18 protein-coding genes and 2 tRNA genes are annotated in these 24,231 nt (G+C 64.6%); 12 read left to right on the top strand and 8 right to left on the bottom strand.

Features of this window, described 5'->3' with window-relative positions:
- The first annotated feature begins 46 nt into the window (after positions 1 to 46).
- From nudC to AU175_RS22640, 3 genes are all read left to right on the top strand, one after another.
- On the top strand, positions 47 to 1,069 hold the full coding sequence (gene nudC, locus AU175_RS17970; protein WP_066292822.1) for an NAD(+) diphosphatase: 1,023 nt from the start codon (positions 47 to 49) through the stop codon (positions 1,067 to 1,069).
- A gap of 64 nt (positions 1,070 to 1,133) precedes the next feature.
- The gene (locus AU175_RS17965) at positions 1,134 to 3,281 is read left to right on the top strand and encodes an ATP-dependent DNA helicase UvrD2 (protein WP_066292819.1); all 2,148 of its coding nucleotides are present in this window, start codon (positions 1,134 to 1,136) and stop codon (positions 3,279 to 3,281) included.
- Positions 3,278 to 3,931 (top strand): M48 family metallopeptidase, encoded by a 654-nt coding sequence (locus tag AU175_RS22640; protein WP_066292815.1) that lies wholly within the window; start codon positions 3,278 to 3,280, stop codon positions 3,929 to 3,931. The genes AU175_RS17965 and AU175_RS22640 overlap by 4 nt, the downstream gene beginning before the upstream one ends.
- 24 nt (positions 3,932 to 3,955) lie before the next feature.
- Here AU175_RS22640 and AU175_RS17955 read toward each other — a convergent pair whose 3' ends face one another.
- Positions 3,956 to 5,458 carry a zinc-dependent metalloprotease gene (locus AU175_RS17955; protein WP_066292813.1) on the bottom strand — a complete coding sequence of 501 codons (1,503 nt, stop codon included), beginning with the start codon at positions 5,456 to 5,458 and terminating at the stop codon, positions 3,956 to 3,958.
- A 135-nt stretch (positions 5,459 to 5,593) separates the two neighbouring features.
- Here AU175_RS17955 and AU175_RS17950 point away from each other — a divergent pair, with 135 nt between their 5' ends.
- The 5 genes from AU175_RS17950 to AU175_RS17930 all read left to right on the top strand — a co-directional run bounded on the left by AU175_RS17950 (position 5,594) and on the right by AU175_RS17930 (position 11,500).
- Positions 5,594 to 6,805: a YlbL family protein gene (locus AU175_RS17950; protein ID WP_442855344.1), complete on the top strand. Its 1,212-nt coding sequence runs from the start codon at positions 5,594 to 5,596 to the stop codon at positions 6,803 to 6,805.
- A 135-nt stretch (positions 6,806 to 6,940) separates the two neighbouring features.
- Positions 6,941 to 9,940, top strand: a complete 3,000-nt coding sequence (locus AU175_RS17945) for a UPF0182 family membrane protein (protein ID WP_231938649.1) — start codon at positions 6,941 to 6,943, stop codon at positions 9,938 to 9,940.
- 191 nt (positions 9,941 to 10,131) lie between these two features.
- Positions 10,132 to 10,205: transfer RNA gene (locus tag AU175_RS17940), tRNA-Met, on the top strand.
- Between the two features lie 144 nt (positions 10,206 to 10,349).
- Positions 10,350 to 10,426 (top strand) — tRNA-Met (locus AU175_RS17935).
- A gap of 141 nt (positions 10,427 to 10,567) precedes the next feature.
- Positions 10,568 to 11,500: a cytochrome b/b6 domain-containing protein gene (locus tag AU175_RS17930; protein WP_066292808.1), complete on the top strand. Its 933-nt coding sequence runs from the start codon at positions 10,568 to 10,570 to the stop codon at positions 11,498 to 11,500.
- 22 nt (positions 11,501 to 11,522) lie between these two features.
- Here AU175_RS17930 and AU175_RS17925 read toward each other — a convergent pair whose 3' ends face one another.
- The 3 genes from AU175_RS17925 to AU175_RS17915 all read right to left on the bottom strand — a co-directional run bounded on the left by AU175_RS17925 (position 11,523) and on the right by AU175_RS17915 (position 16,096).
- On the bottom strand, positions 11,523 to 12,959 hold the full coding sequence (locus AU175_RS17925) for a cryptochrome/photolyase family protein (protein ID WP_066294442.1): 1,437 nt from the start codon (positions 12,957 to 12,959) through the stop codon (positions 11,523 to 11,525).
- Between the two features lie 183 nt (positions 12,960 to 13,142).
- Positions 13,143 to 13,937, bottom strand: a complete 795-nt coding sequence (locus AU175_RS17920) for a PspA/IM30 family protein (RefSeq protein WP_066292806.1) — start codon at positions 13,935 to 13,937, stop codon at positions 13,143 to 13,145.
- Between the two features lie 110 nt (positions 13,938 to 14,047).
- The gene (locus AU175_RS17915; protein WP_066292803.1) at positions 14,048 to 16,096 is read right to left on the bottom strand and encodes a TPM domain-containing protein; all 2,049 of its coding nucleotides are present in this window, start codon (positions 16,094 to 16,096) and stop codon (positions 14,048 to 14,050) included.
- 288 nt (positions 16,097 to 16,384) lie between these two features.
- Here AU175_RS17915 and AU175_RS17910 point away from each other — a divergent pair, with 288 nt between their 5' ends.
- From AU175_RS17910 to AU175_RS17895, 4 genes are all read left to right on the top strand, one after another.
- Positions 16,385 to 18,028 carry a S1C family serine protease gene (locus AU175_RS17910; protein ID WP_066292801.1) on the top strand — a complete coding sequence of 548 codons (1,644 nt, stop codon included), beginning with the start codon at positions 16,385 to 16,387 and terminating at the stop codon, positions 18,026 to 18,028.
- A gap of 256 nt (positions 18,029 to 18,284) precedes the next feature.
- Positions 18,285 to 19,085, top strand: a complete 801-nt coding sequence (locus tag AU175_RS17905) for an electron transfer flavoprotein subunit beta/FixA family protein (protein ID WP_066292799.1) — start codon at positions 18,285 to 18,287, stop codon at positions 19,083 to 19,085.
- A gap of 14 nt (positions 19,086 to 19,099) precedes the next feature.
- The gene (locus tag AU175_RS17900; RefSeq protein ID WP_066292797.1) at positions 19,100 to 20,053 is read left to right on the top strand and encodes an electron transfer flavoprotein subunit alpha/FixB family protein; all 954 of its coding nucleotides are present in this window, start codon (positions 19,100 to 19,102) and stop codon (positions 20,051 to 20,053) included.
- 3 nt (positions 20,054 to 20,056) lie between these two features.
- Entirely contained in the window at positions 20,057 to 20,836 is a 780-nt protein-coding gene (locus AU175_RS17895; RefSeq protein WP_066292796.1) for a PIG-L deacetylase family protein, read from the top strand.
- Positions 20,837 to 20,964: 128 nt separating this feature from the next.
- On the opposite strand, the gene AU175_RS17890 is transcribed toward AU175_RS17895, so the two are convergent.
- The 4 genes from AU175_RS17890 to AU175_RS17875 form a co-directional block, all read right to left on the bottom strand.
- Positions 20,965 to 21,819, bottom strand: coding sequence for an anti-sigma factor (locus AU175_RS17890; RefSeq protein WP_066292795.1), 855 nt, complete (start codon positions 21,817 to 21,819; stop codon positions 20,965 to 20,967).
- A 1-nt stretch (position 21,820) separates the two neighbouring features.
- On the bottom strand, positions 21,821 to 22,429 hold the full coding sequence (locus tag AU175_RS17885; protein WP_066292791.1) for a sigma-70 family RNA polymerase sigma factor: 609 nt from the start codon (positions 22,427 to 22,429) through the stop codon (positions 21,821 to 21,823).
- Positions 22,430 to 22,672: 243 nt separating this feature from the next.
- A complete protein-coding gene (locus AU175_RS17880) occupies positions 22,673 to 23,140 on the bottom strand; it encodes a tRNA (cytidine(34)-2'-O)-methyltransferase (protein ID WP_066294437.1) in 468 nt (155 codons plus the stop codon).
- Between the two features lie 23 nt (positions 23,141 to 23,163).
- Entirely contained in the window at positions 23,164 to 24,126 is a 963-nt protein-coding gene (locus AU175_RS17875; RefSeq protein ID WP_066292789.1) for a J domain-containing protein, read from the bottom strand.
- Positions 24,127 to 24,231: the final 105 nt, after the last annotated feature.

Below are 24,231 nucleotides of genomic sequence, written 5' to 3'. Positions count from 1 at the left end.
GGCTGCCAAAATGTTCTTTGTCGGCCCGAGTCAGTACGGTGGACACATGAGTCATGCGGAGCCCGTTACACCGGCCTACCGGACGCAGGCAGTCCGGCTGCCCGCCAACCACCTGTTTGATACAGTGCTTCCCGTGCCTCCCGCCATGGTGGACCGGGGCTGCGCTGCCCGGACCCGCCCGGGCATGGTGGATGAGCTGCTGGGCCGCGACGGCACGGCGGCAGTGGTCCTGTCCGGCCGGCAGGCACTCGTGGCCGGAAGCAGCCTTTTCCTCGCTGACGCCCCCAGACTGGTGGAGAGCCTTCAGCACGTTGGATCCGCGCCGGAGGATGTGATCTATCTGGGGACCGCTCTGGACGGTTCGGACCTCCCTGCCGGCACCGAGCTGCTGTTGGTGGTGCTGCCGGAGGCCGTGGAACCCGGCACGGCGGGCATCCCTGTTGATGCTTCCTGGACAGGCTTCCGTGACATTGCCGCCGAGCTTAACCCCACGCACACCGCGCTGTTTGTCGAGGCCAGCGCCATTGCCAACTGGCACGCAGGGCACACGCACTGTCCCCGGTGCGGCGCCCCCACGGTGGTGGAATCCGGGGGTTGGGTGCGCCGCTGCCCCGAGGACAACTCCGAACATTATCCTCGTACGGATCCAGCAATCATCGTCACCGTTGTGGGGCCGGACGGGAGGCTGCTGCTGGGCGGCGGTGGCCCGCTCGATGCCAAAAACTATTCCACGCTCGCCGGGTTCGTCGAACCGGGGGAGTCACTTGAGCAGGCCGTGGTCAGGGAAATCCATGAGGAAGTCGGCGTGCGTGTTTCCGGATGCCAGTACCTGGGCTCACAGCCCTGGCCGTTCCCTGCCTCCCTTATGCTTGGATTCACGGCCATCACCGCGGACAGCGAAGCAACGCCCGACGGCGTGGAGGTCACCAGGGCGCGCTGGTTCAGCCGGGAGGAACTCCAGCAGGCAGTGCTCACCGGGGAGGTCACCATTTCCAGCCGTTTGTCCATTGCCCGATCGCTGATTGAGCACTGGTACGGAGGACGAATCCTGGACCGCACCGACCCCTGACGCCATGGGCATCATCCACCGACCAGACTCCAGCACCAGGTAGTCGAGACAACAGAGCAGCAGAGTGACTACAGAGAATTTTGACAGTGCAGTTGACAGTGCGGCGTCCCTTGAGGAGCGCATTCTTGGCGGCCTGGACGCCGAGCAGCGGGAAGTGGCGAGCACGTTGAACGGCCCGCTGTGTGTGCTGGCCGGCGCCGGCACCGGCAAGACCCGTGCCATCACCCACCGCATAGCCTATGGCGTGCATTCCGGCGTCTACAGCCCGCAACGGCTCCTTGCAGTAACGTTCACTGCCCGGGCCGCCGCGGAAATGCGAAGCAGGCTGCGTGATCTCGGCGTGGGCAACGTCCAGGCCCGCACTTTCCACGCGGCCGCGCTCAGGCAGTTGCAGTTTTTCTGGCCCCAGGCCGTAGGCGGTACGCTTCCAAACCTCCTGGACCACAAAGCCCAGATGATCGCCGAGGCCGCCCGCCGGCTGCGGCTCAGTACGGACAGGGCTTCCATCCGGGACCTTGCCTCGGAAATCGAGTGGGCGAAGGTCTCCATGCTGACTCCTGCCAACTACTTGGAAAACGCCAAGGACCGGGGTACGCCCGGCGGGTTCGACCTCACCGCCGTGGCCCGGGTCTTCCAGTCCTATGAAGACGTCAAAACCGACCGCAACGTCATCGACTTCGAGGACGTCCTGCTGATCACGGTTGGCATCCTGCAGGAGGACCAGAAAGTCGCAGCCACGGTACGGGAGCAGTACCGCCACTTTGTGGTCGACGAATACCAGGACGTTTCACCGCTGCAGCAGCGACTCCTTGAGCTGTGGCTCGGCGGCCGCGACGAACTGTGCGTCGTGGGTGACGCGAGCCAGACCATCTATTCGTTTACCGGTGCGTCCCCCAAACACCTGTTGGGTTTCAAGGCCAGGTATCCCGAAGCCAATGTGGTCAAGCTGATCCGGGACTATCGCTCCACGCCGCAGGTGGTCAAACTTGCCAACGACCTCCTGGCCGGGCGTCGAAGCGGCGGACCTGTGGCGGACGCCGCGTGGGCAGCGCCGCTGCAGCTTGTGGCCCAGCGCCCGGCTGGGCCCGTTCCCCAGTTCACGGAATGTTCCGACGACGAGGCGGAGGCGGCCACCGTGGCGCTCAAGATCCAGGGCCTGCTCGACGCCGGCACACCGGCAAGTCAGGTAGCCGTCCTCTTCCGCACCAACGGCCAGTCGGAAGCGTACGAGCAAGCCCTGGCAGCCGCGGGAATCGGGTACCAGCTTCGGGGCGGTGAGCGGTTTTTCGCCCGCAAGGAAGTCAGGGACGCCATTCTTCAGCTGCGGGCGGCAACAAGGGCCGTCGCCGAAACTGCCGCGCCGGAACCCCTGGGGCAGCTGGTCCGCGATATCGTGGCCTCCCTGGGCTATACCGACTCTCCGCCGCACAACGGAGGTGCACTGCGGGAGCGCTGGGAATCGCTGGCGGCGCTGGTCGCACTCGCCGACGAACTGGTCCAGGTACGCGGCGATCAGTTTGGCCTCGCGGATTTCGTCAACGAACTTCAGGAACGCTCACTGGCACAGCATGCCCCAACTGTCCAAGGCGTCACCCTGGCTTCGTTGCACGCGGCCAAAGGCCTTGAGTGGGACGCCGTGTTCCTGGTTGGCCTCAGCGAAGGGCTGATGCCGATCTCCTTCGCTGATACCCCGGAGGCGGTCGATGAGGAACGGCGGCTCCTGTACGTCGGGATCACCCGCGCCCGGGAGCAGCTTTCCCTGTCGTGGTCCACAGCCCGGACCCCAGGCGGCCGGGCAAACCGGAAGCCGTCCCGTTTCCTTGACGGTCTGCGGCCGGACTCGGTGGCCAGCTCCACTGCCCGGGGCAAGGGGCCCGCGCCCCGCCGGAAAGCTGCCAAGCCTGCTACGTGCCGGGTGTGCGGCAGCATGCTGGCCAGCGGCGCTGAACGCAAAGTGGGCCGCTGCAACGACTGCCCGCCCAGCTACGAGGAACAGACGTTCGAGGCTCTCCGGCACTGGCGCAAGGAAGTGGCGCTCTCGGCGGAGGTCCCGGCCTTTGTGGTGTTCACGGATGCCACACTGACCGCCATTGCCGAAGCCCGGCCATCGTCGCTGGAGGAACTGGCCACACTCGCCGGCGTCGGACCTTCCAAGCTCGAACGCTACGGTGAGGACGTCCTGAAGGTCCTCGTCGAAAGCACCACGCTGTGACCGCGCGGGCGCAAGGGCGTAAAGGCCAGCAGCTGACTACGTCCGACGGCGCGCCGGTCGAGGTGCGCCGGTCCGCGCGCCGCACACGTACTGTGTCGGCTTTCTGGGAGAACGGCACGGCCGTGGTGGCGATCCCGGACCGTTTCACGGCCGCCCAGGAATCCGAGTGGGTGCACCGCATGCTGGAGAAGCTGCACCGCCAAGGGACCCGCCGTGCACAAAAACGCCGGCAACAGCCGGCAACGGACGCCGGGCTCGCAGCCCACGCCGCTGACCTGTCCACCCTCTACTTGGGGGGCCGTGCAGTGCCAACGTCCGTTCGCTGGGTCAGCAACCAGAACTCCCGGTGGGGATCAGCGACGCCGTCTGAGGGCACGATCCGGCTTTCCGACAAGCTCAGGTCCATGCCACAGTGGGTGATTGACTACGTCCTGCTTCACGAACTGGCACACCTGCTGGTGGCCGGGCACAACGCTGCGTTCTGGAAACTGCTGGAAGCCTATCCGGACACGGCGCGGGCCAAGGCATTCCTGGAAGGCGTCTCCTTCGCCACCTCCCGCGGCCTGGCGGCCGGGGCTGACAGCAAACACGGCATGCCTGAGGGCAGAACACCAGGCCAGCCCGCTCTCTGGCCGGGAGACGCCGACTAGGCTCGTCCCCTAAGTGCAGGTGGCCTAGCCCTTTGGCTGGTCGCCGCGGTCGGAACCGCCCGCAGCGTTCCCGTCACTGTTTCCGCCACCGGAGTCGTCGGTGTCCTCGTTGGTGTTTCCGTCACCGGAGTGGTCGGTGTCCGTGCCGCTTGCGGACTGGTCTTCGCCGTGTTCCGGTGCACTGTCGAAGCCGCCGCTGAGCAGCTTCTGCAGGGCATCGTCCACTTCACTGTCGCTGGCCTCGGCCAGCTTGCGGCGGCCGCTGAATCCCAAGGGATCGTCGAGGTCCTCGGCGGTGGGCAGGAGATCGGGGTGGTGCCAGATGGCGTCCCGGCCTTCGATGCCGCGTTCCTTCTTAAGGGCCGCCCACAGCGTGGCAGCCTCGCGCAGCCGCCGGGGACGCAGCTCCAGACCCACCAGGGACGCGAATGCATGTTCGGCGGGACCACCCGTGGCGCGGCGCCGGCGGACGGTTTCACGGAGGGCGCCTGCTGAGGGCAGGAGCTTCTCCGTGGCTGCGGCAGTGAGCTCATCCACCCAGCCCTCAACCAGGGCAAGGGCCGTCTCAAGTTTTTCCAGGGCCTGTTCCTGCGCAGGCGTCCGCTGCGGCATAAAGACGCCCTGGGACAGGGCCTCCTGGATGCCTTCCGGGTTGCTGGGGTCCAGGTCCCGGGCCAGCTCTTCAATCCTGGATGTGTCGATGTGGATGCCGCGGGCGTAGGCTTCGATTGCTCCGAGCAGGTGGCCGCGCAGCCAGGGAACCTGTACAAAGAGGCGCGCGTGGGCTGCTTCGCGGACCGCAAGGAACAGCCGGATGTCGTTCTCCGGCAGGCTGAGGCCTTCGCCGAACTTGGCCACGTTCGCCGGAAGCAGGGCCATTTCCAGGTCTGCCAGCGGGACGCCGATGTCCGTGGAGCTCACCACGTCCGCTGACAGGGCGCCGATGGCCTGCCCCAGCTGCATGCCGAAGATCGCTCCGCCCATGTTCTGCAGCATGGACGAGGCGCCGCCCATCATCGACTTCATTTCCTCAGGCATCTGCTCAGTCATGGCGTTGGACAATGCATTAGCGATGCTGTTGGCGACAGGTTCCGTAAGCCGCTTCCACGTTCCGAGGGTTGCCTCCACCCATTCCGCACGGGACCAGGCCCTGCCTATCAGGCCCGTGGCCGGCAGGTCGGTCACCGGATCAAGCCACAGCTCGGCGAGACGGAGGGCCTCGTCCACCTCGCGGGACTGCAGCGAGCTAACGGACGGGTCCGCGCTGCTCGCAGCAACCCGCCGGGCGTTCTCATGGGCGAGCTGCCAGTTGACGGGGCCCTCGGAGGGCGCACTCATCATGGCCTGGACCTGAGAGAACATCTGGGCAAGCAGGTTGGGGTCGTCAGGCAGGCCTGCAGCCTTTGCGAGTTCGGCGGGGTCGATGTTTTCCAAGCCCTTGCCGCCCATGAGGTTCTGGAGCATTTCTGTCAGCGGGTCCTTGGGCGTGTCATCGCCGTTGGACGGGTTGAGTGGGTTGGAAGTCATGATTACGCCGATCGTCGGTGTGTCTGCTGATCAACTTCACGGTACCCCGGGCAGAGGCGGCTGTCTGCGGGACAGCGCTGACGTTCGCTGTAGGCAAAGAGCTTGCTGGCTGCCGGGACGCGTAATGTTGGATGGGTGACTACGACCCGTGGCGACCATCCCCCTGAGGACCGCGCAATCGAGCCCGCCCCCGGCACAGGGCATAGCGGTAAGGCATCCGGCACCTGGCCGGTGGACGGCGCAATCTCCGTTGGCCCGGCACTATTCGCCGACAAGGCCCCAATCCGTCCGCGTCGCCGTGCCAACAAAGTTTCGCTGATGATGGTCTCCGGGGTGGCGGCGCTGGGGCTTGGCCTCGCAGTCGGAACACTGCCCGTACCGTACGTTGTCGAAAAACCAGGCCCCACCTTCAATACGCTGGGCGAGGCCCGAGGAGGGCCGGTCATCAGCGTCACCGGACGCGAAGCCTATCCGGCGGCCGGGAACCTGGACCTGACCACCGTTGACGTCGACGGCGGTCCCAACGGTCCAGTCAGCATCCTCGGTGTCTTTGCTGCCTGGCTGGACCCGTCCAAATCGGTGCACCCCGAGGAACTCAAATACCCCAAGGGAACCACAAGGGAGCAGGCCGAGGAACAGGGTTCCGTTGCCATGGCCACGTCCCAGGAGAACGCTGTTGCATCGGCGCTGAATGAGCTGGATATCCCTTTCAGCCAACAGCTTCAGGCCGCCGGATTCTCCACTGGATCGCCGTCCGCGGGAAAGATCGAGCAGGGCGACGTGTTTGCGTCCATCAACGGAAAGCCCATCACCTCGCTCTCGGTCATCCAGGACGAACTTGCCGCCGGGAAGGGCGCACCGGCCACCGTGGTGGTACAGCGGGCAGGAGAGTCCGTAACGCAGACCATTACCCCCATGGATAACGGTGCTGGCCGCTACATTTTAGGCGTCCAACTGAAATACCTGTTCGAGTTTCCCTTTGACGTGGAGATTTCCTTGGACAGGGTGGGCGGCCCCAGCGCCGGACTGATGTTTTCGCTGGGCGTCATCGACACCGTAACGCCCGGTGACCTGACCGGCGGCAAACACATTGCCGGAACCGGCACCATAACTCCCGACGGCGTGGTCGGTCCCATCGGGGGCATCAGACAGAAAATGCTGGGCGCGCGGGCTGCGGGCGCCACTTTGTTCCTGGCCCCCGCCGGAAACTGCAACAGCGTTGTGGGCCATGTGCCGGGCGGACTGCAGGTAGTCAAAGTGGAGAATCTCGCCCAGGCGCGGGACGCCGTCGAACTCGCCGGGTCGGGGCAGGACACCTCCGGACTTGCGGCCTGCACCAGCAACTAGACTGAGTTTGGAACTAAGCCTTACCGCCACTCGTGGCAAATATGACGGACGTTGCCATTCGCTTGACCGGTACCGGACGTCGCACGCACGCACGCTTCGAATGTTAATCTGACGACCAGCTATGAGGTACCGAGTTTGTCCCGTCCTGCCAGCCCCATCCCGCCCGGAAGACCTCCCTCAACACGAGGCGCCCTGACGCCTACCCTCGTTGTCGTCGCCCTCGTGGTGGTAGGTTTCATTTTCTTCGCCAATGTGTGGACTGACGTTTTGTGGTACCGGCAACTTGGCTTCTTCGAAGTCTTCCTGACGGAGAACCTGGCACGGATAAGTATCTTCGTGGCCGGTTTCGCCATCATGTTTGCCGCGGTATTTTTTGCGATCCGGATTGCCTACCACGCGCGGCCCGTCTACGCGCCGGACTCCGAGATCAGGGATAACCTGAATCGCTACCAGGCCCAGCTTGAGCCGGTCCGCCGCGTGGTTATGCTCGGATTGCCCATCGTCTTTGGCCTCTTTGCCGGCAGTGCGGCGGCCAGCCAGTGGCAGAAGGTATTGCTGTTTTTCAACCAGGAATCCTTCGGGCAGACGGATCCGGAATTCGGGATGGACCTGAGTTTCTACATGATGACCCTCCCGTTCCTGGGATTCATCACCGGCTACCTCATCAGCGTGGTAGTGATCGCCGGCATCGCCGGCATCCTCACCCATTACCTGTACGGCAGCATCCGCCTGATGGAGCGCGGCGTATTCACCAGCCGCGCCGCGCAGATCCATCTGGCCGTTACAGGCGCCGCCTTCCTGCTGCTGCTGGGCATCAATTTCTGGCTCGACAGGTTCTCGGCGCTGCAGAGCAACGGCGGGCGATGGGCCGGCGCCCTGTACACCGATGTCAACGCAGTCATCCCCACCAAGGCCATTCTGGCCGTGGCGGCCGCGCTGGTAGCCATCCTCTTTATCGTCGCCGCGGTGATTGGCCGCTGGCGCCTGCCGGTAATCGGCACGGCAATGCTGATCATCACCTCCATCCTGGCCGGCGGGGTATACCCGTGGGTGATCCAGCAGTTCCAGGTCCGTCCGTCGGAAGAGACGCTGGAAAAGGAGTACATTGAGCGCAATATCCAGATGACCCGTGCCGCCTACGGCCTGGACCAGATCCAGGTGGACCGGTACGACGCCACCAACACCGCCACCACCGGTGCACTCGCCCCGGACGCTCAGACCACCGCCAACATCAGGCTCCTTGATCCGAACCTGATTTCAGACGCCTTCTCGCAGCTGGAACAATACCGCCCGTACTACCAGTTCCCCGAAGCCCTGAACGTGGACCGCTACGAGGTGGACGGCGAGATCCAGGACACTGTCATCGCGGTCCGTGAACTCAATCCGGAGAACGTGGCCCAGAACCAGCAGAGCTGGCTGAACCAGCACGTCGTCTACACCCACGGCTACGGCGTCGTGGCGGCGAAGGGAAACAAGTTCACGGTTGACGGCAAGCCGGAATTCCTTCAGTCGGGTATTCCGTCCACCGGCGTCCTCGGAGACGACTCCGACTACGAGCCGCGTATCTACTTCGGCGAAACCTCTCCTGAGTACTCCATAGTCGGCGCCCCGGACGGCTTCCCGAACCGTGAACAGGACAGGCCCTCCGGCGAAGGAGAGACGCAGTACACGTTCCAGGGCAATGGCGGCCCCAACGTGGGCAGCTTCTTCAACAAAGTGCTGTACTCCATCAAGTTCCAGTCCTCGGACCTCCTGCTCTCGGACGGCGTAAATGCGGAGTCCCAGATCCTCTACGACCGCAATCCGCGCGAGCGGGTTGAGAAGGTGGCGCCCTACCTTACTGTCGATGGAAACTCGTATCCTGCCGTTGTGGATGGCCGCGTCAAGTGGATCGTTGACGGCTACACCACGAGCCAGTACTACCCGTACTCGCAGCAGGAACAGCTCTCCGACGCCACCGCTGACACGCAGACCACGTCCGGACGCGCCGTCGCACTGCCCAACAGCACCGTGAACTACATCCGGAACTCCGTAAAAGCCACAGTGGACGCCTATGACGGCTCGGTCACCCTGTACGCCTGGGACGAAGAGGATCCGCTGCTGAAGTCCTGGCAGAAGGTCTTCCCGACGTCGCTGAAGCCGTACTCCGAGATGTCCGGGGACGTAATGAGCCATGTCCGTTACCCCGAGGACCTCTTCAAGGTCCAGCGCCAGCTGCTGGGGGAGTATCACGTGACGGACCCGTCCAGCTTCTACAAGACCAACGATGCCTGGAGCGTGCCTGCCGATCCGACGGTGGACACGGACGTCAAGCAGCCGCCGTTCTACATGTCGCTCCAGATGCCGGACCAGGATGAGCCGGCATTCCAGCTGACGTCTTCGTTTATCCCCCAGATTGTCAACGGAAACGCGCGCAACGTGCTGTATGGCTTCCTGGCGGCGGATTCCGACGCCGGCAACGAGGCGGGAGTAAGGGCTGACAGCTATGGAAAGCTGCGGCTCCTCCAGATCCCGCCGGAGATCCAGGTTCCCGGCCCCGGCCAGGCCCAGAACAAGTTCAACTCGGACCCCACGGTGTCCCAGGCCCTGAACCTGCTCCGCCAGGGTGCCTCGGACGTGCTGAACGGCAACCTTCTGACGCTTCCTGTGGGCGGCGGAATCCTGTACGTCCAGCCGGTCTACCTGAAGTCCACGGGTGAAACGTCCTATCCCACGCTGCAACGCGTGCTGGTGGCCTTCGGGGACAAGGTGGGCTTCGCACCGACGCTTGATGCCGCGCTCAAGCAGCTGTTCGGCGGAGACTCCGGTGCAGCTGCCGGCGACTCCGACAACAACGGCCAGACTCCGCCGACCCCTGGCGCTCCGCCTGTAGCCGGTGCTGACGCCAAGGCCGAGCTCAAGGCGGCATTGGAAGAGGCACGGGCAGCCATGCAGGCTGGCCAGAATGCCCTCGCCGCCGGTGACTTCGCTGCCTACGGCGAGGAGCAGAAGAAGGTCGCGGCAGCCCTGCAAAAGGCGGTCGATGCGGAGGCCAAGATCCCCGTTACCGCCCCCGAAGCGGCGCCAGCAGCCAGCCCGGAAGAGGATGCCACGCCAACAGAGACCGCTACGCCGTCGCCCGCAGCGAGCAACTGACGGCCATCAGCAACTGATTGGATCCGCCGGCCCGGCCGCACTCCGCCAGGAGCGTGGCCGGGCCGGCGGCGTTAAACGGCACTTAGCGCCCACACTGGCGTCTGGATACGGCGCCGGACCGCTACCGAGACGCACATCACGCCACCTCGATTTGGCCTCTTGTTCACCCAACGGTAGAGTTGTTCTTGCGACGCGGGGTGGAGCAGTTCGGTAGCTCGCTGGGCTCATAACCCAGAGGTCACAGGTTCAAATCCTGTCCCCGCAACTGACGGAAGGTCCGGAACTGGAAACAGTTCCGGACCTTCTGGTTTAAGCGGCCATCGGCTGTCTTGGGTCTGGGGGTGGTCACTGGCCCTGTCCAGGCCGTGGATTTTATGCCGGCGAAAGTAGGGTAGTGTTGATCAAGCGACGCGGGGTGGAGCAGTTCGGTAGCTCGCTGGGCTCATAACCCAGAGGTCACAGGTTCAAATCCTGTCCCCGCAACCATGTGAAGACCCCGACCGGCAGATATGCCGGCCGGGGTCTTCTTTTTTCTTTGATTGCTAGTAGTTCCTAGTATTCTCTTTCGCAGAGCCTTCAGATTTTTTTGAGCTACAGGTCAGTCATTCTCGAGAGGAATGTTGTTCGATGTCCACACCCACCAAAAAGTCCGGTACTGCGACGGGCAAGCGGAACAGGCTCTACTGGGGTGTTCCCGCTGCCTTGGTGGCGCTGGTGCTGGTGGTGTTGCTCGCAAGGTGGCTGAGGGAGTTGCCTGCGGTCTCGTCATTCCTGGCGGACTATCCGGGCCATTCCGAGCTACCCGACAACGCTCCCGTGGGTTTCCCGGCATGGCTCGCGTGGCAGCATTTCCTCAACGGGTTCTTCCTGCTGCTGATCATCCGGACCGGCTGGCAGGTGCGGACCACCACCCGGCCGAGCGGTCACTGGACCCGCAACAACAAGGGCCTGATAAAAACCAAGACACCGCCGACCAAGATCACCCTGGAGCTTTGGTTCCACCTGACCCTTGACGCCTTGTGGATTCTCAATGGAGTGGTGTTCGCCGTCCTCCTGTTCGCGACCGGGCAGTGGATGAGGATCGTGCCCACAAGCTGGGATGTCTTCCCGAACGCGCTGTCCGCAGCGTTGCAGTACGCATCCCTGAACTGGCCCACGGAAAATGGCTGGGTGAACTACAACGCCCTGCAGCTGCTGACCTACTTCATCACCGTGTTCATCGCGGCGCCGTTGGCCTTCATCTCCGGCATCCGGACGTCCTCCGCCTGGCCGAAGAAGGCCGTGGCCTTGAACAAGGCGTACCCGATTGAGCTGGCGCGGGCCATCCATTTCCCCGTCATGATCTACTTCGTGGCATTTATTGTTGTGCACGTCTTCCTGGTGCTGGCTACGGGCGCCCTGCGGAACCTGAACCACATGTACGCCGTGTCCGACGGCGACGGCTGGCTGGGGTTCTGGATTTTCCTCGTGTCCGTGGCCGTCATGGTGGCGGCTTGGTTCCTCGCCAGGCCCATCTTCCTGCGCCCCATTGCTTCCCTCATGGGCAAGGTCAGCCGCTAAGGGACCGGCGCCTGCCGCGGCGCTATCGGCCGTCCTTGAGTCTCTGGTAGGTCTCCAGCGCCCGTTCACGGGATTCCGGCAGGGATACCAGCGGGGGTGGGTAGCCGCCTGCCGCCTCACCGCTTTTCCATGGTTCATGGATGGCTTTGTCGCTCAGGGCCGCGATCTCCGGAACATACTGCCTCAGGTAACGTCCGTCCGGGTCGAACTTCTTGCTTTGTGTGACCGGATTGAAGATCCGGAAGTAGGGCGACGCATCGGCTCCTGAACCGGCCACCCATTGCCAGTTGGCCGGATTGCTGGCGGCGTCGGCGTCCACCAGGGTGTCCCAGAACCATTGCTCCCCCAGGCGCCAGTCTGCCAGCATGTTTTTCACCAGGAACGACGCCGCGGCCATCCGGACCCGGTTGTGCATCCAGCCCGTCCTCCACAACTGGCGCATGCCGGCGTCCACCAAGGGGTAGCCCGTTCTCCCTTGCTGCCAGGCGCCCAGCTCGGCCTTGGAAGGTTCCTCCCACGCAAAACGGTCGAATTCCGGGCGGTAGTTGCGGGTTGCCAGCTGCGGGTTCACAAAGAGCAGCTGCCAGCAGAATTCCCGCCAACCAATCTCGGACCGGAAGATACCGACGTCGGCAGGCGCCTGGCCCGGAAAGCGCTGTCGGAGCGCATGCCACACGCGGAACGGGCTGACCTCGCCGAAGCGGAGATGAGGGGACAGCCTGCTTGTTCCGTCGATGCCGGGCACGTCCCTGCCGGTTCCGTATTCCTCCGCAGGGCCGTCCAGGAAGTCCTTGAGGCGGCCGTGGGCACCGGCTTCGCCCGGTTCCCAGGTTTCCGCCAGTCCCTTGCTCCAGTCGGGTGAAACCGGCAGCAGGGACCAGGACTCGAGTGCGTCACTGTGTGGATGCTTTCTCCGGCCCACGGCGGGGGATGGCAGCGCAGCTGGCGCGTCAAAAGGCAGGCGTGGTTCGCCTGCGGCGAGGCAGGCGCGCCAGAAGGGCGTAAAGACTCTGTAGGGGCCACCGCCGCCGGTAGTGATGCTCAACGGCTCGAAGAGCAGGCTCCCTTGGAAGCTGGCGGCTTCGATGCCCGCAGCTTCGGCCCATTCCTTGATGCTGGCATCCACAGCCCGCTCCGGACCGCCATAGCGGCGGTTCCAAAGGATATGACCAGCGCCGGTTTCATGGACCAGGTCGCGGATGATCCTCGCCGCCGGGCCCCGCCGCAGGACCAAAGAGGATCCGGCCAGCTCCAGTTCGGCGGCAAGGGCTGACAGGGAGTGGTGCAGCCACCAGCGGGCTGCGCCGCCGAGAGGGCGGATTCCCTCTGATTCCTCGTCGAGGATGTACACCACAGTTACTGGCAGGCCGAGTTCGACGGCCCGCACCAGCGCAGGATTATCGTCGAGGCGGAGGTCGTCCCGGAACCAGACGATTGACGTTGCGGCGGGGGAGGACATGGCGTCCACGGTACACACATCCACGGGCGGCCGCATTGCCCGGTGCGTCAGCTGTTGCTGGTGCTGTAGCTGTGTGTGGGAGCCATAGCTGTTCGGGGAGCCGCACCCCCTGGGGACGCCGAAGGCCGGGGTTCAGGATGAACCCCGGCCTTGCCATGCCCGACCGGTGCGGGCACGTGCTGACTACAGTTTGTCGAAGTCGGCTTCGTCCACCGTGGACTCAGCACCGGATCCGGCAGCCGAGGCGCCGATGGCGGGCTTGGCCGAGTTGCCGGACTTCAGCGCGGCGAGGCGCGCTTCGATCTCCACCTGTTCTCCGAGGTCCTCCAGCTGGTTGAACTGGGCGTCCAGGCTGGACTCTGAGAGTTCCTGCTGGCCTCTGACCTTGGCCTCTTCGCGGCGGATCTTTTCCTCGAACCGGCCCACCTCGGACGTGGGGTCCATGAAGTCGATGCTCTTGATGGCATCGTGGACCTGCGACTGGGCCGCCGCCGTCTTGGAACGGGCAACGAGTTCATTGCGCTTGCTGGTGAGTTCGTTGAGCTTGCCCTTCATCTGGTCAAGGCCGGTCTTGAGCTTGTCTACGACTTCGCGCTGGGAAGAGATGCTGGGCTCTGCGCCCTTGGCTTCGTTCTCGGCTGACATCTGGCGCTGCAGTGCCACCTTCGCCAGGTTGTCGAACTTTTCGGCGTCGGCAGCGTGCCCGCTGGCGCGGTACTCGTCTGCCTTGCGTGAAGCGGCGAGGGCCTTGTTGCCCCAATCGCGGGCGTTCTTCACGTCTTCGTTGTAGTCGTCCTCAAGCATGCGAAGGTTGCCGATGGTCTGGGCCACGGCCGATTCAGCCTCGGCGATGTTGTTGGTGTAGTCCCGGACCATCTGGTCCAGCATCTTCTGCGGATCCTCAGCATTGTCCAGCAAGGAGTTGATGTTTGCCTTTGCAAGCTGCGCGATGCGGCCGAAAATGGACTGCTTAACCATGGTGTTACCTTTCGTCCTGCTCAGTGGTGGCCACTGAAATCAGTGAACAGTTGTTGTACCGCTATCTATACACCGGGTGGTTCGTTCCACCCTGCGCCTAGTCTCCAGGGTCAGAAACTTCCCGAGTCGCCGCCGCCAAAATCGCCCCCGCCGAAGTCGCCTCCGCCAAAGCCGCCGCCGTCACCGCCCCAGCCGCCGCCGTCGCTGTGTCCGCCGCCCCAACCGCCGCCGCTTCCGCCGTTGAGGATGGAGTTGATGAGGATGCCGCCGAGGATGGCACCGCCCAGGCCGCCTCCGCCGCCGCCGCCAAACATGCCTCCGCCGCCGTAGCCCTGGTTGGCGTAGCCGCCGAAGTTGTCGACGTCGGCCTGCGCCAGCTGGGCCGCCTGGGCTGCGAGGGCGTGCGCCTGCTGGGCGTACGTGAGGGCAGTGACCGGATCGTTGCGGGAGATGGAGAGGGCGTAGTCCAGGTTCCGCTGGGACTCAGCCAGCCGCGTACGTGCTTCGGTACCTACACCTCCACGGCGGGCCGTGATGTAGTCCGACGTGGCGCTGATCTGGGCCTGGGCGGACATGATTGTCTGCTGCAGCGAGGCCTGGGCCCGGCGTGCCTGTTCCTGCTGGTCCCGGATCCCGGTAAGCGCCTGGTCCAATGCCTGATGCGCAGCTTCCACCCGCTGAAGCGTGGCGATGGGATCGATCTTCCCGCCCTGGATCTCGGCCTTGACCTGGCCAAGGGCCGACTCGACGCCTGCTACCGGTCCGGCGAGTTCCGGATGGGCGCCGGACTGGATCATCGCCCGTGCCTGCGCAAGGTCCTGGGAAGTATCCACAACTGCGGCTTCGAGGCCGGTGCGCGCCTCATCCAGGCTGGTCGAGACCTTGGAAATAGCGCCGAGGAGTACGTTGGTCTGGTGCAGGCTCTCTTCTGAGGCGCGGACGGCCACTGCTGCGAGGCTGGCCTCGCCTTCCGCCAGCTTCTGCTCCGCAGTTGCCGCGGCGTTCTGGACAAAGGCCAGCCGCTCCTTGGCCTGCGTGATGTTGTCGGCGACCTGGACCAGGGCGCTGTCGGCATACTTGGACCGGAGGGTGCTCAGCGAATGCTCAGCATTGGCGATCTTTGCATCGGCTTCCTGCGCGCCGGCTTTGACCGCGGCGAGGGCCTGTGGTGCGTTCTTTTCCAGTTCGCGCAGTGAATCGAAGTCGGCCTTCTGTTCCTGCAGGGAAGCGAGGGCCGCCTCGGAGCGGCGGATGATCTCGCCAAGCCAGCTGCGCTGCTGCTCTTCGGTATCGGGAATGTGGTCGTCCAGTTGCTGTTGGAGTTTGAAGGACTCGGACATGTGTCCTTTGGCTTCCTGCAGCGCCTTGGTGAAGTTGCCGACGGCAGAATCGCCGTACTGGGCCTGGGCGAACATCAGTTCCTGCTCGCTGGACTTGATCGCGTCGTCGGCTTCGATGAGCAGCGATCCGCTCTTGCGGCGGAGATCCTCAACACTGAGCGAGGCCAGCGGATCCAGTTCAGCGCCTTGCGGGCCGTAGCTGGCGCTAGAGGCCTGGGCCGCTTTCTTCCGCTTGTTGCGGAAGTAGAGGTAGGTTCCGGCACCTCCGGCGGCAACCACGCCAGTACCTACGAGGATTGCCGTACCTGCGCCGCTCTCGGATGGGACATTTCCGCTCCCGCCTCCCGCTGCATCGCCGATGGCAGCTGCGGTGTCAATGGCTGCCTGCGCGTAGTCCTTCTGGCCGCCAGCAAGATTGGCCGTGACGGCATTCTGGCTGATGTTCGACTGCTTGGACCTGATAGGGCTCGAAGCGTCAGTGGCAAAGTAAAACTGACCAGCTGTCGAAATGGCCAATAGTACGTCCGCTCTGCCCATGGATTTCTGTTCCGCGACGGCCTTGCCCCAGTCTTCGGGCCTGGATGGGTTCTCAAAAGAGTTAACGGTGACCACGTAGAGGTTGTATTTGTGGTCTTCCAGGAGCTTGGAGATGGCCTCTTGGACTTCCGCTTTGCGTCCACCCAGGACATTGGCGTTATCCACAATGTTCGTTCCAGAAGGTATGGTCACCGGATCTTCGGCCCAGGCCGCGCCGGCGGGAACCGCGAGCAGCCCGGTCAGGCCAACCACGGCGAGAATACGCTTGAACTTTGACCGCATGTGCAACCCTTCAGCACGCCTGACGCCGATTCGGGACGAATCAGTCGTCTCAGAATGCACAGCGCCCCCACGCGTGGTGTAAAGCCGCAGGTCGCTGTGGCAATTCCTTTTGATTCTATGGTGCACCTATTGGTGCGTCCACAAGGCCGAATATGCCACCAGCGAAACGAAACCCGAGGCCTCCCAAGGGCGGCGCCCGGGCGTTCAGGAAGCTCCCAGCGAACGTCCGCACTTGTTCCAGCCAAGAGGTTCATAGTTAATGTCAGACGAGCACGAAAGGAAGTCACCATGACTGAGAACCCAACGCCAGGTGCAGAGCCCGAACCCCGGGATCGGCAGTCCGACGCGCCGCCGGCCGTTCGCCACCCGGCACCGCTGCACGGTCACGTGTCCGCGGCGGAGGGGGACCAGCAGGCAGCCGAAGCCAGGGGTGCCGGCGGCTCCGATGCCGCGGAGAACCCCACCCAGAGACTTGACAGTCCCCAGGACCCCGCACAGTCCGCGCAGCAGATTCCGGGGGCCCCGCGACCGGTCTACCCGGCACGTGAACCTTTTTACGGACAACAGAACCACCAAGGCGGCCAACACTCCGGCGGTTACGGCCAGCCCGGCCACAACCAGGGCGGTCCCTATGGCCAGGGGCAGCAGCACTACGGCCAGCACGGAGCGCACTCGGCGCCACGGGGCAACGTGGCAATGGCTCCGAACCCTGCCGACGCGCCCCGCCGCAAGGCAAGCTTCGGCGTAGGAACCCTGGTAGCGAGCATCCTGGCGGCCGGGCTGGTGGGCGGCGGAGTAGCCACCGTGGGCTCGGGCAACATCTTCGACGACGGGAATTCCTCCGCCATCGGCAGCAGCAAGACGGAAACGGTCATCGTCAACAACAAGGACGACGTCAATGCCATCACTGCGGCAGCACTGAAAGCTTCCCCGAGCGTGGTGACCATCAGCGCCTCCAGCGGCGGCGCTGGAGGCACCGGCTCCGGCATCATCCTGGATGATGAAGGACACATCCTTACCAACACCCACGTAGTCACCTTGGACGGAGCGACGGCCAACGCGGCACTTGAGGTCCGCACCAGCGACGGCCGCGTGATCGCGGCCAAGCTTGTGGGCACCGACCCGCTCTCGGACCTTGCAGTCATCAAAGCTGACGACGCATCCGGCCTCACTCCGGCCACCCTTGGGGACTCCGGCAAGCTCAACGTAGGGGACACGGCCATCGCCATCGGCTCACCCTTGGGGCTCACCGGGACAGTGACCGACGGCATCGTCTCCACCCTGAACCGGACCATCAGCGTTGCGTCGTCCGCTGCGCCCAAGGACGGCGACGCCTCCGAAGGGGACGACGAAGGCGGCTTCAAGTTTGCGCCACCGGACGGGGGCCAGAGCCAGCAGAAGGGGGACCAGGGGTCCATTTCCATCAACGTCATCCAGACCGACGCGGCCATCAATCCCGGCAACTCCGGTGGTGCCTTGGTCAACAGCAAGGGCGAGATCATCGGCGTCAACGTTGCCATCGCCTCCGCAGGATCCGACTCCACGTCGTCTTCGAGCGGCAACATCGGCGTGGGCTTCAGCATTCCCATCAACCACGCCAAGCGGGTGGCCCAGGAGATCATCGACACCGGCAAGGCCTCCCATGGTCAACTGGGCGTCAGCGTCAGGGACAAGTCATCCAACAGTTCCTCCTCGGGATTCTCCGTGGGTGCCGACGTCGCTACGGTCGAATCAGGTTCGGCGGCAGCAAACGCCGGCATCAAAGTTGGCGATGTGATTACGCGCTTCAACGACCTGGCGATCAGCGAACCCAACCAGCTGACTGCGGCGGTCCGCGAGCAGGCAGCCGGAGCCAAGGTCAAGATCACGGTCCAGCGCAACGGCCAGGAACAGACCCTGGACGTCACGCTCGGCGCCGCAGCCGAGCAGTAGGCATCACCCGCGGGGCAAGCGGGCACAGCTAACTGAAGTTCCGACGACGGCGGGCCTCCCTTTAACGGGGGTCCCGCCGTCGTCATTCCCGCGCCGCAGGCAACCGGTCTGACATAGGCGTTAACGCGGCGTCGCCGGGGTACTTCTATATGGTTAGCTAGGATCTACCCGTACCCCGGGCGTTCCGCGGCCATGACCTCACCCGGCTGGCTATCCACAAGCATGGAAGGCTGCTGTAAATACAGTGGAAGAGACATTGAAGATCATCGTCCTGGTCAAGCATGTACCGGACACGCAGTTCGACCGTCACCTCAACGGGGAGGGCTACACCACGGACCGCGGCGAAAGCATTCTGTCCGAGCTGGACGAATATGCGCTGGAGGCGGCACTGCAGCTGGCTGAAGCCCGAGGCGGCGGCAAGGCCGGAAACCAGGTCATTGCGCTCAGCATGGGTCCTTCCGGTGCGGTGAATGCCGTCAAGAAGTCTTTGCAGATGGGCGCCACCGAAGGCGTGCACCTCACCGACGACGCCCTCCCCGGCTCGGACGCCGCTGCCACCTCGCTGGCCCTGGCTGCCGCCATCCGCCACCTCGGCGCAGGCGCCCCCGTGGACCTCGTGCTCACCGGCATGGCCTCCACTGACGGCGAAACTTCCCTGGTGCCGGCGCAGCTGGCAGAACGGCTGGGCCTGCCGCAGGTCACCTTTGCGTCGTCACTGGAGGTCGACGGCGGCCGGCTCACCGCGCGCCGGGACGCCGACACGTATTCCGAGACAGTGGAAGCATCGCTGCCGGCCGTGGTGTCGGTAACGGACCAGATCAACGAGCCCCGCTACCCCAATTTCAAGGGCATCATCGCCGCCAAGCGCAAGAGCATCACCACGCTGTCGCTGTCAGACATCGGAGTTGATCCGTCGCAGGTGGGCCACGCAGGCTCCTGGACCACGGTGACGTCGGCGGAGGAACGCCCGCCCCGCACCGCCGGCACCATCATCACCGACGAAGGCGACGCCGGCATCAAGCTGGTGGACTTCCTGGCCGCCCAGAAGCTGCTCTAAGAGGGATCACAGACATGGCAAACGTACTTATCTTCATTGACAACCCTGGCGCCGCCCTGAAGAAGAGCAGCCTTGAATTGCTGACCCTGGGGCGTTCCCTGGGCGAGACAGCGGTAGCTGTGAACGGCGACCTTGGCAGCGGCGTGTCGGCAGCCTTCGCCGACTACGGTGTCAGCAGCGTCTACCGCCCCTCCGTGCAGGACCTGGACGACTACCTGGTGGCAGCGAAGGCCGCCTACCTTGCGGCGGCAGTCCAGGCAGCCGGGGCCACCACGGTGCTCCTGGACAACTCCCCTGAGGGCAAGGAAATCGCCGCGCGCCTGGGCATCCGGCTTTCGGCCGGCGTCATCACCGATGTGGTGGCCGTGGACCAGGACGGTACGGCGCACAAGTCCGTCCTCGCCGGTTCGTACACCACCGCGGCGAAGACCACTACGCCTGTCTCAGTGCTGACCGTCAAGGCCAACAACGTCGCGCCCGAGCCTGCGGCCGGTCCAAGCGCTCCGGAGACCACCACGATTGACGTGCCCGCTGACAGCACCTCCGCAGCCGCACGCATCACAAGCCGTGAGCAGAAGGTGGCCAGTGGCCGCCCCGATCTCACCGACGCGCGCATCGTTGTGGCCGGCGGCCGCGGCTTGGACGGCGACTTCGGTCCCGTTGAACAGCTGGCGGACGCCCTTGGTGCCGCCGTGGGCGCCTCCCGGGCAGCCACGGACGCCGGCTGGATCAGCCATGACGCCCAGGTGGGCCAGACCGGCAAGACGGTATCACCGCAGCTGTACATTTCGGCGGGAATCTCCGGCGCCATCCAGCAGAAGGCCGGGATGCAGACGGCCAAGGTTATCGTGGCCGTAAACAAGGACGCGGAGTCCCCGGTCTTCGAGATCGCCGATTTTGGCATCATCGGGGACCTCTTCGACGTCCTGCCCCAGGCCACGGAAGAAATCAAGAAGCGAAAAGGCTGATCCTTGTCCCACCCCGCTGTTCCAGCACAGAGCCCGTTCAACCCGGCAACGCACCGGATTGGGCGGGTGCTCTGTTTCGCGGCCCATCCTGACGACATCGACTTCGGTGCGGCCGGCACCATCGCCGCCTGGACCGCCGCAGGCGTGCAGGTCAGCTACTGCATTATGACCGACGGCGACGCCGGCGGCTTCGATCCCGCGCACCGGCCGGAGATCGTTGCGTTGCGGGCGGCGGAACAGCGGCGGGCGGCGGAGTACGTGGGCGTTTCCGACATCCATTACCTTCATCAGCGTGACGGCTACCTGGAGCCATCCCACGAAGTGTTGAAGGGCGTCGTGAGGCTCATCAGGCAACTCCGGCCCGATGTTGTGCTCGCCATGCACCCGGAGCGCAACTGGCAACGGATCCAGAAGAGCCACCCCGACCACCTTGCTGTCGGCGAGGCCGTGACGCGCGCCGTCTATCCTGCCGTGGAGAACCCCTTTGCGTACCCGGAGCTTGCCGAGGCCGGCCTGGAAGCCTACAAGCTCCCGTGGCTCTGGCTGTACGCCGGCCCGGAAGAACGGGAGAACCACTTTGTGGATGTCACTGACCACGTGGACAGCAAGCTGAAGGCCATACACGTCCATGTCAGCCAGCACCCCGATGTCGCGGCAATGGAAGCGGCCGTCCGGAACGGGATGCAGGCAAATGCCGGGCGTGCAGGCCTGCCGGCGGGCAGCAGCGCCGAGGCGTTCCACGTCGTTGCAGTCAACGGCCCCGGAACCATCGCAGGCTTTTAGCTGCTGCGGACTAAGCACCCGTCCAGCCCAGGTAGGTCGCAGTTGATGTCGTTATGAGAGCTCAGAACGACATCAACTGCGACCTACCTGGGTAAAGCGGCGGGCCTAACCACCGGGCCGCGCTCCGCTCAGGTGGTGAGCGGAGCGGCAGCCACCGTGGGGGAGGTGGGCGAGGCCGAGCCGCCCACCGGTTCCACCGTGATGCCGAGGGCTGCGGCTGAAGAGATACCCCTTACAACGGCGGGCTTGGACAGTGCTGCTTCGTCCATCAGGCCCTGCGAAACAGGTGCCGAACCGTCCTTCGGGATCAACCACATCTGATAGACCTTGCCGGCCGGCGGTGCGGGAACTCCGTTCATCTGGACCACGGCGGCGTCCCGGGAGGACGAAATCAGGACTGTCGCGGTTCCACCGGCGGAAACCGGCACTGACGCTTCGCGGACATCGTCCGCCCGGACCACCTGGTTCAGAGGGTCATTCTGGTCCGCGAGATAGGCGCCCAGGCCCACTCCGCCAAGAGCTATCACAGCCGCCGCGGCGACGCCGGCGAGCCACCGGCGCGCACTGGCCGGCCGGCGTCGTTCGTCTCTTCGCTGCCGGGCGGCGGCAAGCTGGTCGCCGCCCGCCGCGGGGGCGGGCTGATCTAGCGCTGTGGCCGGAGCGTCTGCGGGGGGCTTTTCGGCACCCTGTGCCGGAAGCTGTGCCACGATACGGGCAAAGAGGTCCGACGGCGGCTCTTCCTCGGCAGTGAACGTCTCGGCCAGCGTTTCCCTCGCTTGGCGCACACGATGCTGGAATGAATTCCGCTCAGCCTCCGAAGCGGCGGAGATGTACTGATCTATGGCCGAGCGCTCGGCGTCGGTCACCGCATCAAGGGCGTACAGTTCCGCCAGGTCCACTGCACGGCCCGACTCGAGGTCGGCCGAAACTGTCTCGCCGAAGGTGCCCCGGCGGCTGCTTCCCTGATTGTTCATTTCTGTCATCTCAACTCACCCCCAGACATGTCTTCAAGCGGATCAGTCCATCGCGGATACGGGACTTGATGGTTGGCACTGCCGCATTCAGGCGTTCCGCGACTTCCCTGTAGGTGAGCCCGCCGTAGTAGGCGAGCCGAACAGACTCCTGCTGCGTGTCCGTCAGTGAATCCAGGCAACGGACCACGGCCTCGGCCTCGAGCTTGCTGCCCACCTCATCGGACACGGAATCGTGGTCGATGTCCTGGCTGCTCGCCCCGTAGCGCGCTTCGCGGTCCGTTGACGACTGCGAAGAGCGTACTTTGTCCACCGCGCGCCTGTGCGAAATGGTCATGAGCCAGGACAAAGGACTCCCGGCGTCAGGGTTGAACTTGGCAGCGTTCTGCCAGACCTGGATGAACACCTCCTGGGTGGTGTCCTCACTGAGTTCCGGGTCGATCAGGACCCTCCGGGCCATGCCAAACACCCGGCGGGACGTCAACTGGTAAAACTCCGCGAACGCATCCTGGTCGCCTTGGGCGATGCGGCCAAGCAGATTGGAAAGGCGTTGGCTGACGTCCGACGGTGGGTCTGTGACGGCTGCGGGTGCCTCGAAGTTCGGCGCATTGGGAGTTTCCATCACTACCAAGCATAGGTGTCCGGGGATGGATTCAGGAGCAGCCCGGTCCAGATGACCGCAGGCACGCGGCGGGCCAGGCCGGTCCGTGGGCCTTGCGGCCTCTACTGCTTTCACCTGCCGCTCCTTGTCCACCGTGGAATGTCCTCAGGAGTGATTCGTCACTGGAAGGTGGACGGATTGGCCGCTGTGGGAAAACCCTGGCAGCCGTGCCTGGACACCCCTGTCCGGGCACCAGCATGGAGGTCAGGTTTTGGCCCCGGCGAACCCTTGCTGCCGCCACGCCTCATAAACTGCGATGGAGGCAGCGTTGGCGAGGTTCAGGGACCGCAGCGCCGGGAGCATGGGCAGCCGAACCGTTGAGGTGACGTGGGGATCGTGCTTGACGTGCTCAGGCAGCCCAACGGATTCCTGGCCGAACATCAGGACATCACCGGGCTTGTAGGCGATGTCCGTGTAGCTGGCAGTGCCGTCGGAAGTGAACGCGTACACGCGCTCTGGCTGGAGCGCGGCCCAGGCGTCCTCGATGCTCTTGTGCACCGTCACGACTGCGAGGTCGTGATAGTCGAGGCCTGCACGGCGGAGCTTTGCATCGGAAAAATCGAACCCCAGGGGTTCCACCAAGTGCAGTTCGGCGCCGGTAATGGCTGCCAGCCGGATGGCGTTGCCGGTGTTGCCGGGAATTTCGGGGGAGTGGAAGAGGATGCGGAACACCATCCCATCCTAGTCATTTGCGGTCAGTGCATGCCCCGCAGGAGCCTGGCGAGCACTGAAACATTGACGGTGTTGGGAGCAGGGCCTGAGGAGAGGAACTGTTTGAGGCCGCGGACCAGCCCCGCAGCGTTCACCACCTGGACGGCCTCGTGGGGGCCAGCGGACCTTCGGTGGCGGTCGATCACGGGTTCATGCAGGTTCCCGTCAGGGCTGTGCACAACGGTCCAGCCGGTGACATTCAGTTCAGGGAAGATGTCCTGCATTGCGCGGACCACGTGCGCCAGTTGCGGCGGTGGAATGGAGCGTCCTCCGTGGTTGAGGGTGCGGCCGTCCCAGGCGTAGGCGCCCTTGGGTAGGAGCATGGACCCGATGATCGCCAGCCGGTAGCCGGACAGCAGTGCGTGGTCGATGTGGGTGTTGTCTGCCGGGGACTGCAACCCGTTGATCAGCCGTGCGGCCGGTATGGCGGGCAGGACCTGCCGGCTGATCAGCTGCACAGTGCGCATTTCACGCTGGATGCGCGCCTCAGCTCCGAAGATGCCGCGCTTCCTCGGCATGCCGTGGACCTGTTGGCTGGCCTGGTGGAGCGGGATCAGCGGCACCGCGCCGGTCCCCTCGAACGCGGCCTGGTCATAGGGCGGGATGTAGACCGGGGCGTCGCTGGCGGTATTGCGCGGCACGTTGGGACGATGCACCGTGGCGGAGGCGTGGCTTCCGGCAGCCGGCGCATCAAAGTGCGGGCCGGAATCGCCGTCGCCGGAACCGCCCCCGGTTCCGGCCGCGTAGGAGCGGTCGTACGCGCTCCTGCGCTTGGGATCGATGAGCGTCTCGTAGGCCGCTGTTACGCGACGGAAGGCTGCAGCGTCGCCGCCGTGATCGGGGTGGGCCTGACGTGCAGCGCGGCGGTAAGCAACTTTGATCTCCTTCTCGGTGGCTGTCACGGCGACACGGAGCACCTGGTAATGGGAGTTGCTGCTCTCGGTCAAGCACTTGTCCTTTGTTGGTGGCGGCCAGCCCGCGGCGGCAGGAAGGGGCGATTGTCAGGCAGGCCCAGTTTAACGGCCCATTCTGTCAACGTCCGCGCCGGCAGC

This window comes from Arthrobacter sp. B6 (genome assembly GCF_001663775.1).
Lineage (GTDB): Bacteria > Actinomycetota > Actinomycetes > Actinomycetales > Micrococcaceae > Arthrobacter.
This window is presented reverse-complemented; position numbering and strand designations above follow the sequence as displayed.